16 protein-coding genes are annotated in these 13,822 nt (G+C 72.9%); 12 read left to right on the forward strand and 4 right to left on the reverse strand.

What is annotated here, in order from left to right; genetic code table 11:
- Window positions 1–10: 10 nt before the first annotated feature.
- The 6 genes from ABZY20_RS31845 (at window position 11) to ABZY20_RS31870 (ending at window position 5,502) form a co-directional block, all read left to right on the forward strand.
- Window positions 11–1,186 carry a segregation/condensation protein A gene (locus ABZY20_RS31845; RefSeq protein ID WP_356446096.1) on the forward strand — a complete coding sequence of 392 codons (1,176 nt, stop codon included), beginning with the start codon at window positions 11–13 and terminating at the stop codon, window positions 1,184–1,186.
- Window positions 1,183–1,869: an SMC-Scp complex subunit ScpB gene (gene scpB, locus ABZY20_RS31850; protein ID WP_356446098.1), complete on the forward strand. Its 687-nt coding sequence runs from the start codon at window positions 1,183–1,185 to the stop codon at window positions 1,867–1,869. Before ABZY20_RS31845 ends, scpB begins: the two co-directional genes overlap by 4 nt.
- Window positions 1,869–2,930, forward strand: coding sequence for a pseudouridine synthase (locus ABZY20_RS31855; protein WP_356446100.1), 1,062 nt, complete (start codon window positions 1,869–1,871; stop codon window positions 2,928–2,930). The genes scpB and ABZY20_RS31855 overlap by 1 nt, the downstream gene beginning before the upstream one ends.
- A gap of 80 nt (window positions 2,931–3,010) precedes the next feature.
- Window positions 3,011–3,730 carry an NUDIX domain-containing protein gene (locus ABZY20_RS31860; protein WP_356446102.1) on the forward strand — a complete coding sequence of 240 codons (720 nt, stop codon included), beginning with the start codon at window positions 3,011–3,013 and terminating at the stop codon, window positions 3,728–3,730.
- Entirely contained in the window at window positions 3,727–4,746 is a 1,020-nt protein-coding gene (locus tag ABZY20_RS31865) for an ADP-ribosylglycohydrolase family protein (RefSeq protein ID WP_356446104.1), read from the forward strand. The genes ABZY20_RS31860 and ABZY20_RS31865 overlap by 4 nt, the downstream gene beginning before the upstream one ends.
- Window positions 4,747–4,749: 3 nt before the next feature.
- Complete coding sequence (locus ABZY20_RS31870; RefSeq protein ID WP_356446106.1) at window positions 4,750–5,502, forward strand: nucleotidyltransferase domain-containing protein; 753 nt, start codon at window positions 4,750–4,752, stop codon at window positions 5,500–5,502.
- Here ABZY20_RS31870 and ABZY20_RS31875 read toward each other — a convergent pair.
- Window positions 5,428–6,171 carry a nucleotidyltransferase domain-containing protein gene (locus ABZY20_RS31875; RefSeq protein WP_356446108.1) on the reverse strand — a complete coding sequence of 248 codons (744 nt, stop codon included), beginning with the start codon at window positions 6,169–6,171 and terminating at the stop codon, window positions 5,428–5,430. The two genes, ABZY20_RS31870 and ABZY20_RS31875, sit on opposite strands and share 75 nt — an antisense overlap.
- 22 nt (window positions 6,172–6,193) lie before the next feature.
- The gene (locus ABZY20_RS31880; protein WP_356446110.1) at window positions 6,194–6,610 is read right to left on the reverse strand and encodes a Rieske (2Fe-2S) protein; all 417 of its coding nucleotides are present in this window, start codon (window positions 6,608–6,610) and stop codon (window positions 6,194–6,196) included.
- A 179-nt stretch (window positions 6,611–6,789) separates the two neighbouring features.
- Between ABZY20_RS31880 and aroH the strand changes: the two genes are divergently transcribed.
- The 5 genes from aroH to der all read left to right on the forward strand — a co-directional run bounded on the left by aroH (window position 6,790) and on the right by der (window position 11,251).
- The gene (gene aroH / locus ABZY20_RS31885) at window positions 6,790–7,152 is read left to right on the forward strand and encodes a chorismate mutase (RefSeq protein WP_356446112.1); all 363 of its coding nucleotides are present in this window, start codon (window positions 6,790–6,792) and stop codon (window positions 7,150–7,152) included.
- Window positions 7,149–8,234 (forward strand): prephenate dehydrogenase, encoded by a 1,086-nt coding sequence (locus ABZY20_RS31890; protein ID WP_356446114.1) that lies wholly within the window; start codon window positions 7,149–7,151, stop codon window positions 8,232–8,234. Before aroH ends, ABZY20_RS31890 begins: the two co-directional genes overlap by 4 nt.
- Before the next feature lie 118 nt (window positions 8,235–8,352).
- Entirely contained in the window at window positions 8,353–9,033 is a 681-nt protein-coding gene (gene cmk, locus ABZY20_RS31895; protein WP_356446116.1) for a (d)CMP kinase, read from the forward strand.
- Window positions 9,030–9,677 (forward strand): lysophospholipid acyltransferase family protein, encoded by a 648-nt coding sequence (locus ABZY20_RS31900; RefSeq protein WP_356446118.1) that lies wholly within the window; start codon window positions 9,030–9,032, stop codon window positions 9,675–9,677. Before cmk ends, ABZY20_RS31900 begins: the two co-directional genes overlap by 4 nt.
- 80 nt (window positions 9,678–9,757) lie before the next feature.
- Window positions 9,758–11,251 carry a ribosome biogenesis GTPase Der gene (gene der, locus ABZY20_RS31905; RefSeq protein WP_356446120.1) on the forward strand — a complete coding sequence of 498 codons (1,494 nt, stop codon included), beginning with the start codon at window positions 9,758–9,760 and terminating at the stop codon, window positions 11,249–11,251.
- 64 nt (window positions 11,252–11,315) lie between these two features.
- Here der and ABZY20_RS31910 read toward each other — a convergent pair whose 3' ends face one another.
- Window positions 11,316–11,705 carry a hypothetical protein gene (locus ABZY20_RS31910; RefSeq protein ID WP_356446122.1) on the reverse strand — a complete coding sequence of 130 codons (390 nt, stop codon included), beginning with the start codon at window positions 11,703–11,705 and terminating at the stop codon, window positions 11,316–11,318.
- Window positions 11,706–11,791: 86 nt separating this feature from the next.
- Complete coding sequence (locus ABZY20_RS31915; RefSeq protein ID WP_356446124.1) at window positions 11,792–12,574, reverse strand: hypothetical protein; 783 nt, start codon at window positions 12,572–12,574, stop codon at window positions 11,792–11,794.
- A gap of 546 nt (window positions 12,575–13,120) precedes the next feature.
- Between ABZY20_RS31915 and ABZY20_RS31920 the strand changes: the two genes are divergently transcribed.
- Complete coding sequence (locus ABZY20_RS31920) at window positions 13,121–13,780, forward strand: transglycosylase family protein (RefSeq protein WP_356446125.1); 660 nt, start codon at window positions 13,121–13,123, stop codon at window positions 13,778–13,780.
- The last annotated feature ends 42 nt before the right edge of the window (window positions 13,781–13,822 follow it).

Consider the following 13,822-nt stretch of genomic DNA (forward strand, 5'->3'; position numbering starts at 1 on the left):
TGCGGGGGCCATGACCTCGAACGCTTCCCCACCCCCCTCCGGCGGCCCGGCCGGACGCCGGCGTGCGCTGGGGAGGGGTCCGGGGGCGGCTCCCGCCGAGCCGGCTGCTCCGCCGGTGGAGGCTGCGTCCTCGCAGGCGGAGTACGACACTGCCGAGGAGGAACCGGCCACTCCCGAGGGCGGGTCCGCCGGGCCTGCGGTTTCCGCGGGTTCCGCGGGCGAGCCCGGGGAGGCGGGCGCGGGGCCGTCTGCCGCCGAGGCGCAGGCTGCCGCGGAGCCGGTGGGTGCGCCGGGCGGCGTGGAGCCCTCGGGCGCTCCCGAGCGGGCCGCCTCCGCGCCGGACCGCGAGCCGCAGGACGACGGCACCGGCTCCGGGGACGGGGTCTTCAAGGTCCGGCTCGCCAACTTCGAAGGGCCCTTCGACCTGCTGCTGCAGCTGATCTCCAAGCACAAGCTGGACGTCACCGAGGTCGCGCTGTCGAAGGTGACCGACGAGTTCATGGCGTACATCCGGGCGCTGGGACCGGACTGGGACCTGGACGAGACGACCGAGTTCCTGGTCGTCGCGGCCACCCTGCTCGATCTGAAGGCCGCCCGGCTGCTGCCCGCCGCCGAGGTGGAGGACGAGGCCGATCTCGCACTGCTGGAGGCCCGTGACCTGCTGTTCGCGCGGCTGCTGCAGTACCGCGCGTACAAGCGGATCGCCGACATCTTCAGCGGGCGGCTGGACGACGAGGCCCGGCGCCACCCCCGCACCGTCGGGCTCGAACCGCAGCACGCCGAGCTGCTGCCCGAGGTCGTCATCAGCATCGGCGCCGAGGGGTTCGCCAGGCTCGCCGTCAAGGCCATGCAGCCCAAGCCCAAGCCGCAGGTCTACGTCGACCACATCCACGCCCCACTGGTCAGCGTGCAGGAGCAGGCCGGGATCGTGGTGGCCCGGCTCCGGGAGCTCGGCGAGGCCAGCTTCCGGGCGCTGGTGGAGGACACGGACGACACCCTGACGGTCGTGGCGCGCTTCCTCGCCCTGCTGGAGCTGTACCGGGAGAAGGCCGTGGCGCTGGAGCAGGAGACCGCGCTCGGGGAGCTGCTCGTGCGCTGGACCGGCGGGGACGGGGACGAGGCACCGACCGTCACCGACGAGTTCGACCGGCCGCCCGAGCCGCCGAAGGAGGAGAAGAAGGCATGAGCCAGGAAGCCACCGAGGTCCCGGGCGGGCCGGCAGCTGTCGCCGGCCTCGACCTGAAGCCCGCACTGGAAGCCGTCCTCATGGTCGTCGACGAGCCCGCGACCGAGGAGCACCTCGCGAGGATCCTGGAGCGGCCGAAGCGCCAGATCGCGGACGCGCTGCGCGAGCTGGCCGACGAGTACACCGTCCAGAACCGCGGCTTCGAGCTGCGGTTCGTCGCGAACGGCTGGCGTTTCTACACGCGCGCCGCGTACGCCCCGGCCGTCGAGCGGTTCGTGCTGGACGGCCAGCAGGCCCGTCTCACCCAGGCCGCCCTGGAGACCCTGGCCGTCGTCGCCTACCGCCAGCCGGTCAGCCGCAGCCGGGTCTCGGCCGTGCGCGGGGTGAACTGCGACGGCGTCATGCGCACCCTCCTCCAGCGCGGTCTGGTGGAGGAGGCGGGCACGGAACCCGAAACAGGTGCGATCCTGTACGTGACGACGAACTACTTCCTGGAGCGGATGGGCCTGCGCGGTCTGGACGAGCTCCCGGAGCTCGCGCCCTTCCTCCCGGAGGCGGAGGCGATCGAGGCCGAGACCCAGGAGGGCGTACCGTCGTTCGACCCGGACGCGCCCGATGACGACGCGCCGGGCCGCCCGGTGAGCCCGGGGACCGACGACGAAGACGACCAGACGGAACTTTGATGCGAAGCAGCGGCAGCGGCAAGAGCGGCGGGCGCGGTAACCACCGCGGCGCCGGCAACGACAGGGACCAGAAGCAGGGGCAGGGCCGCCCCCGCAAGCCCCGCCCCGAGGAGCGCCGCTACGACGTGGGCCCCGGGGCGACGAAGGACGGCCCCAAGGCCGGGCGCGGCGGTGCCGCGCGCGGTGGCGCGAAGGGCGGACCCAAGCAGCCCCGCACGACCGGGCGCACCGCACCGGCCCGCCCGCGTGAGTACGAGACGCAGGTCGAGGAGCGCAACCGCGACCGGTACGCCGGGAAGAAGGAGGTCAAGCTCCCCAAGACCTTCCCCGGCGCCGAGCAGGAGGGCGAGCGGCTGCAGAAGGTCCTCGCCCGCGCGGGCTACGGCTCGCGGCGCGCCTGCGAGGAGCTGATCGAGCAGGCCCGCGTCGAGATCAACGGCGAGATCGTGCTGGAGCAGGGGCGGCGCGTCGACCCGGAGAAGGACGAGATCAAGGTCGACGGGCTGACCGTCGCCACCCAGAGCTACCAGTTCTTCGCGCTGAACAAGCCCGCCGGTGTCGTGTCGACGATGGAGGACCCGGAGGGCCGGCAGTGCCTCGGTGACTACGTCACCAACCGCGAGACCCGGCTCTTCCACGTCGGCCGCCTCGACACCGAGACCGAGGGCGTCATCCTGCTCACCAACCACGGTGAGCTGGCCCACCGCCTGACCCACCCGAAGTACGGCGTGAAGAAGACCTACCTCGCGCACATCGTCGGGCCCATCCCGCGCGACCTGGGCAAGCAGCTCAAGGACGGCATCCAGCTGGAGGACGGCTACGCCCGCGCGGACCACTTCCGGGTCGTCCAGCAGACCGGCAAGAACTACCTCGTCGAGGTCACGCTCCACGAGGGCCGCAAGCACATCGTCCGCCGCATGCTCGCGGAGGCCGGCTTCCCGGTCGACAAGCTGGTCCGCACCGCCTTCGGCCCCATCACCCTCGGCGACCAGAAGTCGGGCTGGCTGCGGCGCCTGTCCAACACCGAGGTCGGGATGCTGATGCAGGAAGTGGACCTGTAGAGCCGGCGGGCCCCTGAGGGCTTGTGCGTCACCCGCACCCCCTTTTATAGTCGCTCTGACTATTAAAGGGGGTGCGGGTCATGGACGGCTACGACAAGTACGCCTACGAACCCTTCGCCGTCACCGTCGACCTCGCCGTGTTCACCCTCCGCGAGAGCGCGCTGCACGTGCTGCTCGTCGAGCGGGGACAGGAGCCGTACGCCGGGCGCTGGGCGCTGCCCGGCGGGTTCGTGCAGCCCGACGAGTCCGCGGAGACGGCGGCGCGGCGCGAACTGGCCGAGGAGACCGGCCTGTCCGACGTCTCGGAGCTGCATCTGGAGCAGCTGCGGACCTACAGCGAGCCGGGCCGCGACCCCCGGATGCGGGTCGTGTCGGTCGCCTTCGCCGCGCTGCTGCCCCACGCGCCCGAGGCACACGGCGGCAGTGACGCCGCGCAGGCCCGCTGGGTGCCGTACGGCACGGCCGCGCCGCTCGCCTTCGACCACGACCGGATCCTGGCCGACGCCCACGAGCGCATCGGCGCCAAGCTCGAGTACACCGGCCTCGCCACCGCCTTCTGCCCGCCCGAGTTCACCCTCGGCGAGCTCCAGCAGGTCTACGAGGCCGTGTGGGGCACCGCGCTGGACCGGCCCAACTTCCGGCGCAAGGTCCTCGCCACGCCCGGCTTCGTCGAACCCGTCCCCGGTGCCGCACGGCTGACCGGCGGCCGGGGCAAACCCGCCGCGCTGTACCGCGCCGGAACCGCCGCCGCCCTCCACCCGCCGCTCCTGCGGCCGACCCGCGAAGGACGCCCCGCATGACCACCCTCGTCCGCAAGCAAGCCGCCACCGGAGCGCTCACGGGCCTGGCCCTGGGAGACGCGCTGGGGTTTCCGACGGAGTTCAGCGACGTGCCGTCGATCCTCGCCAAGTGCGGTCCCTGGCGGCAGATGGACCTGCCGACGCCGGCGATCGTCACCGACGACACGCAGATGACGCTGGCCCTCGGACGGGGCCTGCGCACGGCGATGGACCGGGGCGTCCTCGGGCCCGAGGCGACGGCCGAGGCCGTACGGCAGGAGTTCATCGCCTGGAACCGCTCCCCGGAGAACAACCGCGCCCCCGGCACCACCTGCCTGCGGGCCTGCGCCCTGCTGGAGGACACCGGCCGCCCCTGGCAGGACGCCAGCCAGATCCACTCCAAGGGCTGCGGTGCCAACATGCGCGTCGCGCCCCTGGGCCTGATCCCCGGGCTCAGCGACGAACAGCGCGCGGGCGCCGCCCAGTTGCAGGCCGCGCTGACCCACGGGCACCCGACGGCCCTGGCCGCCTCCGACCTCACCGCGCACGCCGTACGCCTGCTCGCGCGGGGCGCCGAGCCGACCGGGCTGGTCGGGCTGCTGCGGTCGTACGCCTACGAGAACCGCGCCCGCTACCACCACCGCTGGCTCGGCGATCTGTGGACCCGCAGCCAGGACCCCACCCCGGAGCACTTCATCGCGCGCGGCTGGGACGAGTGCCTGGAGATCCTCGGCCGCCTCCAGGACGCCGTACGCACCGTGTCGCCCGAGACCGACCCGTGCCTCGCCACGGGGGAGGGCTGGATCGCCGAGGAGGCTCTGGCGAGCGGCCTGCTGTGCTTCCTGTGGTTCGTCGACGAGCCGCTGACGGCCCTGCGCCGGGCCGCCTGCACCGCCGGCGACTCGGACTCGATCGCCTGCCTGACCGGGGCGTTCGCGGGGGCGTGGCTGGGCGCGGAAGCGTGGCCGGCGCAGTGGGCGGACCGGATCGAGTACCGAGGTGACCTGCTCGCCCTCGGTGCGCTCTGGGACGCTTGACGGATGATCGACGCCCTGGACATCGACCTCGCCCCCGTCGTCGCCGAGCAGCCCGACCCCCTGCTGTTCGCGACCGTATCCGGCGCCCACCTGTACGGCTTCCCCTCCCGCGACTCCGACGTGGACGTGCGCGGTGTGCACCTGCTGCCGGCCGCCGACCTGGTCGGGCTGCGGGAGCCGGAGGAGACGCGGTCGCGGATGTGGGACCGGGACGGCGTCGAGATGGACCTGGTGACGCACGATCTGCGCAAGTTCGTCCGGCTGATGCTGCGCCGCAACGGCTATGTGCTGGAGCAGCTGCTCTCGCCGCTCGTCGTGCACACCACCGACGCCCACCGGGAGCTGGCCGCGCTCACTCCGGGCGTCCTGACCAGTCATCACGCGCACCACTACCGGGGGTTCGCGGTGACGCAGTGGCGGCTGTTCGAGAAGACGGGCGAACTCAAGCCCCTGCTCTACACCTTCCGGGTCCTGCTCACCGGCATCCATCTCATGCGCAGCGGCGATGTGCAGGCCCATCTGCCCACGCTGCTGGAGAACGTCGACGCGGCCCCGGCCTACCTGCCGGACCTCGTCGCCGCGAAGGCCGAGCGGGAACACGGGACCGCCGACGTCCGCCACGCGCGCGTACAGGCCGACATCGAGCGGCTGCACGACGTGCTGGACGAGGCGCAGGCCGGCTCAGTGCTGCCCGACGCGCCGAGCGGGTACGACGCCCTGCACGCCTTCGTCGTGCGGACCCGCCTGGAGCGCTGAGGCGCGCCGCACGCGGATCAGGAAGTCCTCCACGCGGCGCCGGTCCGGTTCCCGCGGGAGGGGGCTGCGGTGCGCGGCCTCCGCCGCCTCCGCCGCCAGACCGCTCATCCAGGATTCGACCCGCGGCCAGGGGACCGCGCCGCGCTTCACCGCCAGCAGCGGCTCGCGGTGCTCGCCGACGTCGATCGTGAGCGTGCCGGTGCGCAGCAGGTCGCGGGCGCTGAGCAGCAGGCGCAGCAGGTGCATGGCGTGCTTCCAGCGCGGCGAGCCGTGGGTGCGGACATCGGCCTCCAGTTTGCGGCGCTGGCCGTGCGCGTACCGGGTGAAGGTCTCGTGGGCCCGCCGGGACAGGAACGCCTCCCGCAGGGCGAGCAGCTCGCGGCCCGTGGCGTCGGCGTGCTCGACGAGCGGGGAGTGCAGGCACTCCAGGATGTTCGGGTTGGCGCGCAGGGCCAGCTCGCAGAAGCGTTCCAGCTCCCAGCTGAACTGCTCCTCACCGGGCCCCTCGACGTGCGTCGGCGGCTTGTCGAAGCGCCAGAACAGGGGCGTGGGGGCCAGGAACACGCCGCGCCGGTCGGTGTCGCTGCCCTCGGTGGCCAGGCCGAAGGCGCGCGAACCCATCACACAGGCGTAGATCGTGTGCTCGCGTACCAGGGTCTCGGGCTGCATGCCGGGAGGGTACGCGGGACGATCACGTGAGGCGGATCGAATTTCCCTCCACCGCGATCTGCTCGGCGGGCAGCGCCCGGGTCGCGGGGCCGTTGACGACCGAGCCGTCGGCGATCCGGAACCGGCTGCCGTGGCAGGGGCAGTTGATCATGCCGTCGGAGACGGAGCCCACCGTGCAGCGCTGGTGCGTGCAGATCGCCGAGAAGGCCTTGAACTCGCCCTGCTCGGGCTGGGTCACCACGACCCTCTGCTCCTTGAAGATCTTGCCGCCGCCGACCGGGATCTCGTCGGTGGCGCCCAGCTCGGGGTTCCCCTGGGCGGCCGTCTCGTCCTGGCCGGAGGAGCCGTCGCCGTCACCGCCGCAGCCGGCGACGAGTGCCGCCGCGCCCGCCGCGCCCGTCGCGAGGAGCACCGTGCGGCGCGTGGTCTCGTGGGTCATGTCGTCACTCCGAAGGCACCGAAGGGGATGAACCGGGAATATGCGTCCTGCCGCACTGAAAATACCCAAGGGCCGCCGGTTCCGGCGTCTCACCGGGCGGGCGCCGCGCACCCCGTCCGCGCGGGCTGACTAGGCTGGACGGACGTAGAGCGACACGCACGTGAGCAAGGAGCATCGCCGTGGCGGTACGAGCGGTCCGGGGCGCCGTCCAACTCGAGCGGGACGAGGCCGGGCACATGGACGAGCAGGTCGGGGCCCTGCTCACGGCCATCCTGGAGCGCAACGACCTCACCGCCGACGACCTGATCAGCATCTGGTTCACGGCCACGCCCGACCTGCACAGCGACTTCCCGGCGGCCGCCGCCCGAAAGCTGGGCATCGTCGACGTCCCGCTGATCTGCGCCCAGGAACTGGACGTCGAGGGCGCGATGCCGCGCGTCGTCCGGGTCCTCGCGCACATCGAGTCCGACAGGCCCCGCGCGGACATCGCACACGTCTACCTCGGCGCCGCGGGCGCCCTGCGCAAGGACATCGCCCAGTGAGAAGCGCACTCGTCATCGGCACCGGCCTCATCGGCACGTCCGCCGCCCTCGCCCTGACCCGGCGCGGCGTCACCGTGCACCTCGCCGACCACGACCCCGAGCAGGCCCGCACCGCGGCCGCGCTCGGCGCCGGCACCGACGAGGCCCCGGACGGGCCCGTCGACCTCGCGATCGTCGCCGCCCCGCCGGCCCACGTGGCCGACGTGCTCGCCGACGCCATGCGCCGCGGCGCGGCGCGCGGCTACCTCGACGTCGCCAGCGTCAAGGGTGGGCCCCGCCGCGAGCTCCAGGCGCGCGGCCTCGACCTGACGGCGTACCTCGGCACGCATCCCATGTCGGGCCGTGAGAAGTCCGGTCCGCTGGCCGCGACCGCGGACCTCTTCGAGGGCCGCCCCTGGGTGCTCACCCCGACCCGGGACACCGACACCGAGGTGCTCAACCTCGCCCTGGAACTGGTCTCGCACTGCCGTGCCGTCCCGGTGGTGATGGACGCCGACGCCCACGACCGGGCCGTCGCCCTCGTCTCCCACATGCCGCACCTGGTCTCCAGCATGGTCGCCGCGCGGCTGGAGCACGCAGAGGAGTCCGCCGTACGGCTGTGCGGGCAGGGCATCCGGGACGTGACACGGATCGCCGCGTCCGACCCCGGGATGTGGATCGACATCCTCTCCGCGAACCCGGGGCCGGTCGCCGACCTGCTCACGGACGTCGCCGCCGACCTGGAGGAGACCGTGCGGGCCCTGCGCGCCCTGCAGTCCTCCGACGACCACAAGCGCCGCGAGGGGGCCGACGGCATCGAGGACGTCCTGCGGCGCGGCAACGCCGGGCAGGTCCGCGTGCCCGGCAAGCACGGGTCCGCGCCCCGCGCCTACGAGGTCGTGGCCGTGCTCATCGACGACCAGCCGGGGCAGCTGGCCCGGATCTTCGCGGACGCGGGCATGGCCGGCGTCAACATCGAGGACGTGCGGATCGAGCACGCGACGGGGCAGCAGGCCGGTCTCGTGCAGCTGATGGTCGAGCCGAAGGCCGCACCGGTGCTGACGGCCGCGCTGCGGGAGCGGGGCTGGGCCATCCGGCAGTAGCGGCCGTGTGACGCCGGGCTCCCCGGGCCTGGGCCGGACGAGTGACCCGCACCCAGTAACCTTGTGCGGGGCAGTCGCGCCCCCACCCCGCCGGCCCGGTTTCAGGAAGGTCCCCACTGTGGAAAGCGCCACGCCAGTGATTGTCGCCATCGACGGCCCGTCCGGCACGGGCAAGTCGAGCACCTCGAAGGCCGTGGCGGCGCAGCTCGGGCTGAGCTACCTGGACACCGGCGCCCAGTACCGGGCGATCACCTGGTGGATGGTGACCAACGGCATCGACGTCGACGACGTGTCGTCCGTCGCCGCCGCTGCGGGCAAGCCCGAGATCGTCTCCGGCACCGACCCGCAGGGCCCGACCATCACCGTCGACGGCGTCGACGTGGCCGGCCCGATCCGCACCCAGGAGGTCACCTCCAAGGTCAGCGCGGTCAGCGCGGTGCCCGAGGTGCGGGCCAGGATCACCGAGCTGCAGCGCTCGATCGCCGCGTCCGCGGAGCAGGGCATCGTGGTCGAGGGCCGCGACATCGGCACGACCGTGCTGCCCGACGCCGACCTGAAGATCTTCCTCACCGCCTCCCCGGAGGCGCGCGCCGCCCGGCGCAGCGGTGAGCTGAAGGGCGCCGACGTGCACTCCACCCGCGAGGCCCTGATCAAGCGGGACGCCGCCGACTCCAGCCGCAAGACCTCCCCGCTCGCCAAGGCGGACGACGCCGTCGAGGTGGACACCACCGAACTCACGCTGGCCCAGGTCATCGAGTGCGTCGTCACCCTCGTCGAGGAGAAGCGGGCCGGGAAGTGACCGAGCTGCCGTCGGCGCGGGGCGCCGAGGTCGGGCGGCGCATCGGCGTCGGCCTGATGTACGGGCTGTGGAGGCCGCGCGTGCTCGGCGCCTGGCGGGTGCCCACGCACGGCCCGGTGATCCTCGCGGTCAACCACGCGCACAACATCGACGGCCCGATGGTCATGGGCGTGGCGCCCCGGCCGACGCACTTCCTGATCAAGAAGGAGGCGTTCGTCGGCCCGCTGGACCCGTTCCTCACCGGAATCGGCCAGCTGAAGGTGGACCGCGCCACCACCGACCGCACCGCGATCACCCGGGCGCTCGGCGTCCTGGAGAACGGCGGCGTGCTGGGCATCTTCCCGGAGGGCAGCCGGGGCGAGGGCGACTTCGCCTCGCTGCGCGCCGGGCTGGCGTACTTCGCGGTGCGCAGCGGCGCCCCGATCGTCCCGGTCGCGGTGCTGGGAAGTTCCGAGCGGCGCGGACGGTTGATAAAAGGGCTGCCTCCGCTGCGCTCGCGCGTCGACGTCGTCTTCGGCGAGCCGTTCGAGGCGGGCGACGGCAGCGGGCGCCGTACGCGCAAGGCGCTGGACGAGGCGACCGGGCGCATACAGAAGCAGCTCGCAGCCCACCTGGAAAACGCCCGGCGCCTGACCAGGCGCTAGGCGACACTGAGTAGTGGACCGGCCCGCGGGACAGCGGGCAGTCCACCGACCACCACGATGAACGACGAGGTACGCACTTCATGAACGACCACATCCAGCCCGACGGCTCGGACGCGCACGAGGGCGCGCACGAGCACGACCACGGGGCGCTCGGCGACGCCGAGTTCGCGGAGTTCATGGAGCTCGCCGCGGAGGAGGGCTTCGACCTCGAGGACATCGAGGGCGCGATCGAGGCGGCGGGCCACGGTCCGCTGCCGGTGCTCGCCGTCGTCGGCCGCCCCAACGTCGGCAAGTCGACCCTCGTGAACCGCATCATCGGGCGCCGCGAGGCCGTCGTCGAGGACAAGCCCGGCGTCACCCGCGACCGTGTGACCTACGAGGCCGAGTGGGCGGGCCGCCGCTTCAAGGTCGTCGACACCGGCGGCTGGGAGCAGGACGTCCTCGGCATCGACGCCTCCGTGGCCGCGCAGGCCGAGTACGCCATCGAGGCCGCCGACGCGGTCGTCTTCGTCGTCGACGCCAAGGTCGGCGCCACCGACACCGACGAGGCCGTCGTGCGGCTGCTGCGCAAGGCCGGCAAGCCGGTCGTGCTGTGCGCCAACAAGGTGGACGGCCCGAGCGGCGAGGCCGACGCGTCCTACCTGTGGTCGCTGGGCCTGGGGGAGCCCTACCCGGTCTCCGCGCTGCACGGCCGCGGCACCGGCGACATGCTCGACCAGGTCCTGGAGGTGCTGCCGGAGGCGCCGCGGGAGACCTTCGGCGGGGGCGGCATCGGCGGCCCGCGCCGCATCGCCCTGATCGGCCGCCCGAACGTCGGCAAGTCCTCCCTGCTGAACAAGGTGGCGGGCGAGGAGCGCGTCGTCGTCAACGAGCTGGCGGGCACCACCCGCGACCCGGTCGACGAGCTGATCGAACTCGGCGGCGTCACCTGGAAGTTCGTCGACACCGCCGGTATCCGCAAGCGCGTCCACCTCCAGCAGGGCGCCGACTACTACGCCTCACTGCGCACCGCCGCCGCCGTCGAGAAGGCGGAGGTCGCGGTCATCCTGATCGACGCCTCCGAGTCCATCTCGGTCCAGGACCAGCGGATCGTCACCATGGCCGTGGAGGCGGGCCGCGCGATCGTCCTCGCCTTCAACAAGTGGGACACCCTCGACGAGGAGCGCCGCTACTACCTGGAGCGGGAGATCGAGACCGAGCTCGGCCAGGTCGCCTGGGCGCCGCGGGTGAACGTCTCGGCACGCACCGGCCGGCACATGGAGAAGCTCGTCCCGGCGATCGAGACGGCCCTGGCGGGCTGGGAGACCCGGGTCCCGACGGGCCGGCTGAACGCCTTCCTCGGCGAGCTGGTCGCCGCCCACCCGCACCCGGTCCGGGGCGGCAAGCAGCCGCGCATCCTGTTCGGCACGCAGGCGGGCACCAAGCCGCCGCGGTTCGTGCTGTTCGCCTCCGGCTTCATCGAGGCGGGCTACCGGCGCTTCATCGAGCGCCGGCTGCGCGAGGAGTTCGGCTTCGAGGGGACGCCGATCCACATCTCGGTGCGGGTCCGCGAGAAGCGCGGCAGGAAGAAGTAGCCCGTCACACACGGAAGGGGCGGCCCCGCCGAGGGCCGCCCCTTCCGTGCTGTCCGGAGCCCGCTCAGCCGTCGCCGCGCCGCCCCGGCGGCAGGGCGGCCGGCACGTGGTGCATCTGCGGGGTCTGCGAGCCGATGGTCCCGACGCGCTGCCACTGCGGCTGCTGCCCGGCGGCGTGACGGGCGCTCTGGGCCCCCGCGCTGTACGCGCTGTAGGAGCCGTTGTACGCACTGCCGTACGAGCCCGAACCGTGCGGGATGTTCCCGAAGGCGGTGAAGCCCAGTTTCTCCTCGCCGCTGCGGTCACCGGGCAGTGCGCGGAAGGACTTGACGTACTCGGCGTAGAGCGCGTCGTAGATCGGCGTGGCCGATGGGCCGCCCTGGACGTCCTGAGCCGACCGCGCGGAGGGGATCGACGAGAAGGACTGGCGGCGGGGAACCTCGTATGCGTGCACGTATGTCCAAACGACCCCGCGGGTCAAGGGATGCGGCCCGGATTACGGCTTTCGCAGGGGTACGGCCCGCGCGGATGACGCGCCGGTCAGGTGCCGGCCAGCGGCAGTGCCGCGCCGACCAGCTTCCCGTTCGCCGCCGCCTTGTCCAGGGCGTCCCGCAGCAGGTCCTCGCGCGGCTGGCGGCCGATCGAGCCGACCGGCGCGGCGAACATCAGCACCTGCTGGTACTTGTTGGCGGCCGCGCGCCAGCCCTCGGTCACCTGCAGCGGCTGGTGGGCCTGCCACCAGGCCACCGGCTGCCCGCCGTTGCTGCCCGGCTGGAGCACCGCGTGCAGCTGGCCCACGGCGAGCAGCACCGACCAGCCGTGCAGCACCGGCGGTACGGCGGACAGCTCCGTCAGCGGCATGAACCCCTGCTCGATCAGCAGCGGCAGGAAGTCGTCGCCGGCGCCGAGCGCGCCCGGCCGGGCGATGGGCGCGGTCGGCTCCACCACCAGCGCCGGGTGCAACTCCCCGCCGAGCAGCACCAGTCCGCTGGTCACGCCGAGCACCGCCTGCTCGGGTACGACCTTGTCGGGCTCCAGGTCGACGGTGTCGCCGGTGATGGACTTCACGGCGCCCCGGAGCTGCTCCTCGGTGACCTGGACGACCTGCGACGGCAGACAGCCGGCGTGGGCGAAGGCGAGGACGGCGGTCTCGTCCCCGATGAACAGGACGGTGCTGGTGCGCTCCTGCTCGGAGTCGCCCGGAGTGCGACAGGACGTGCAGTCGTAACTGCCCGGGGCCGTCTCTCCGGCGAGCAGGCGGTCGGCTTCTTCGTCGCCGATCTCGGCGCGTACCTCGTCGCTGACGTCGAGCATGCGCGGCACGGGTGGCTCCCTCGGGGATGCGGTGCGTGGCGAAGCCGGGTGGCTCCCGGCCCGTGGTCCGGGTGGGCCCCGGCTCATGAAGAAGACAACGGGCGATCTGTGGCGGGAGTCACGCCCCGGAGCGAACGGAATCGAACCATCCTGCGCACAGGGTCACGTTCCGCGCGGAATGCCGCACTCACCGTCAACTGCCGCCTTTGCCAAGGGGGTTGGATTGGTGAGGTGGGTCACACCCGGCGGGGGTGGCTGGTCGACAAATCATGAAATCCGCGAATGAAGTGGGTGTCCGGAAATCGCCGTTACCCGAGGTATTGGTGAACTGGCCTGCCCTGACGGGCCCTTGGTTGATGCCGGCCCGTCACCTTCCTTACATTCCTCCGCCGTGTGCATCGAGCACCGCTCGGGTACGTCCGCCGGCCGCACGGCTCCTCCGGGACCGGGCGCGGCACCACCGCCGGCGGACGGGGCGGACGCCGTCGCCGCACCCCATGGTGCGGGACGCGGCGTCCCGTCAGGGGGATCCCGAGTGCGTCGAGAGGGAACCAGATGTCCGAATGTGCCCATAGCGCTCGCGACAACGCCCGGAAGAACCCGGTCCGTACGACGGCGGTCCTCGCCGGGGCGGCACTGCTCGCGCCCCTGGGACTGCTGATCCCGGCCGGGGACGCCGCGGCGGCCGACAGCGGAGTGTGGGACCGCATCGCCCAGTGCGAGAGCGGCGGAAACTGGCACATCAACACCGGCAACGGCTACTACGGCGGACTGCAGTTCGCCGCCTCCACCTGGCGCGCCTACGGCGGCACGGCCTACGCGGCCACCGCCGACCGGGCGAGCAAATCCCAGCAGATCGCCGTCGCGACCAAGGTCCAGCAGTCCCAGGGATGGGGCGCCTGGCCCGTCTGCTCGGCACGCGCCGGGGCGAGCGGCAGCGCACCCGCCGCCGACCCGGTCACCTCCCCCCGGTCCGCCCCGGCCAAGCCCTCGAAGGCCCCGGCCCCGGCCAAGTCCTCCAAGGCGCCGGCGCGTTCCGCGGACCACACCGACCGCGACTCCTCCCGCGGCGCCTACACGGTCCGCGCGGGCGACACGCTGAGCGGCATCGCCACCCGGCACGGAACCACCTGGCAGCGCCTGCACGCCGCCAACAGGGCCGCCATCGGCGGTGATCCCGACCTGATCATGCCCGGTCTGCGCCTCGTGCTCTGAGCCGCCGCCGGCCCTCGCCGGGTCGCGTGCCCCGTCCGGTCG

Origin of the sequence: Streptomyces sp. NPDC006624 (assembly GCF_040611555.1) — a bacterium.
In the GTDB taxonomy this organism is placed as follows: Bacteria; Actinomycetota; Actinomycetes; order Streptomycetales; family Streptomycetaceae; genus Streptomyces.

Bases quoted from the DNA above. Each gene is read 5' to 3' on its own strand.
- ABZY20_RS31860 (WP_356446102.1), top strand. From the start codon at position 3,011: ATGGACGGCTACGACAAGTACGCCTACGAACCCTTCGCCGTCACCGTC.
- ABZY20_RS31875 (WP_356446108.1), bottom strand. From the start codon at position 6,171: ATGCAGCCCGAGACCCTGGTACGCGAGCACACGATCTACGCCTGTGTG.
- scpB (WP_356446098.1), top strand. From the start codon at position 1,183: ATGAGCCAGGAAGCCACCGAGGTCCCGGGCGGGCCGGCAGCTGTCGCC.
- ABZY20_RS31870 (WP_356446106.1), top strand. From the start codon at position 4,750: ATGATCGACGCCCTGGACATCGACCTCGCCCCCGTCGTCGCCGAGCAG.
- der (WP_356446120.1), top strand. From the start codon at position 9,758: ATGAACGACCACATCCAGCCCGACGGCTCGGACGCGCACGAGGGCGCG.
- ABZY20_RS31920 (WP_356446125.1), top strand. From the start codon at position 13,121: ATGTCCGAATGTGCCCATAGCGCTCGCGACAACGCCCGGAAGAACCCG.
- ABZY20_RS31880 (WP_356446110.1), bottom strand. From the start codon at position 6,610: ATGACCCACGAGACCACGCGCCGCACGGTGCTCCTCGCGACGGGCGCG.
- ABZY20_RS31845 (WP_356446096.1), top strand. From the start codon at position 11: ATGACCTCGAACGCTTCCCCACCCCCCTCCGGCGGCCCGGCCGGACGC.
- ABZY20_RS31865 (WP_356446104.1), top strand. From the start codon at position 3,727: ATGACCACCCTCGTCCGCAAGCAAGCCGCCACCGGAGCGCTCACGGGC.
- ABZY20_RS31855 (WP_356446100.1), top strand. From the start codon at position 1,869: ATGCGAAGCAGCGGCAGCGGCAAGAGCGGCGGGCGCGGTAACCACCGC.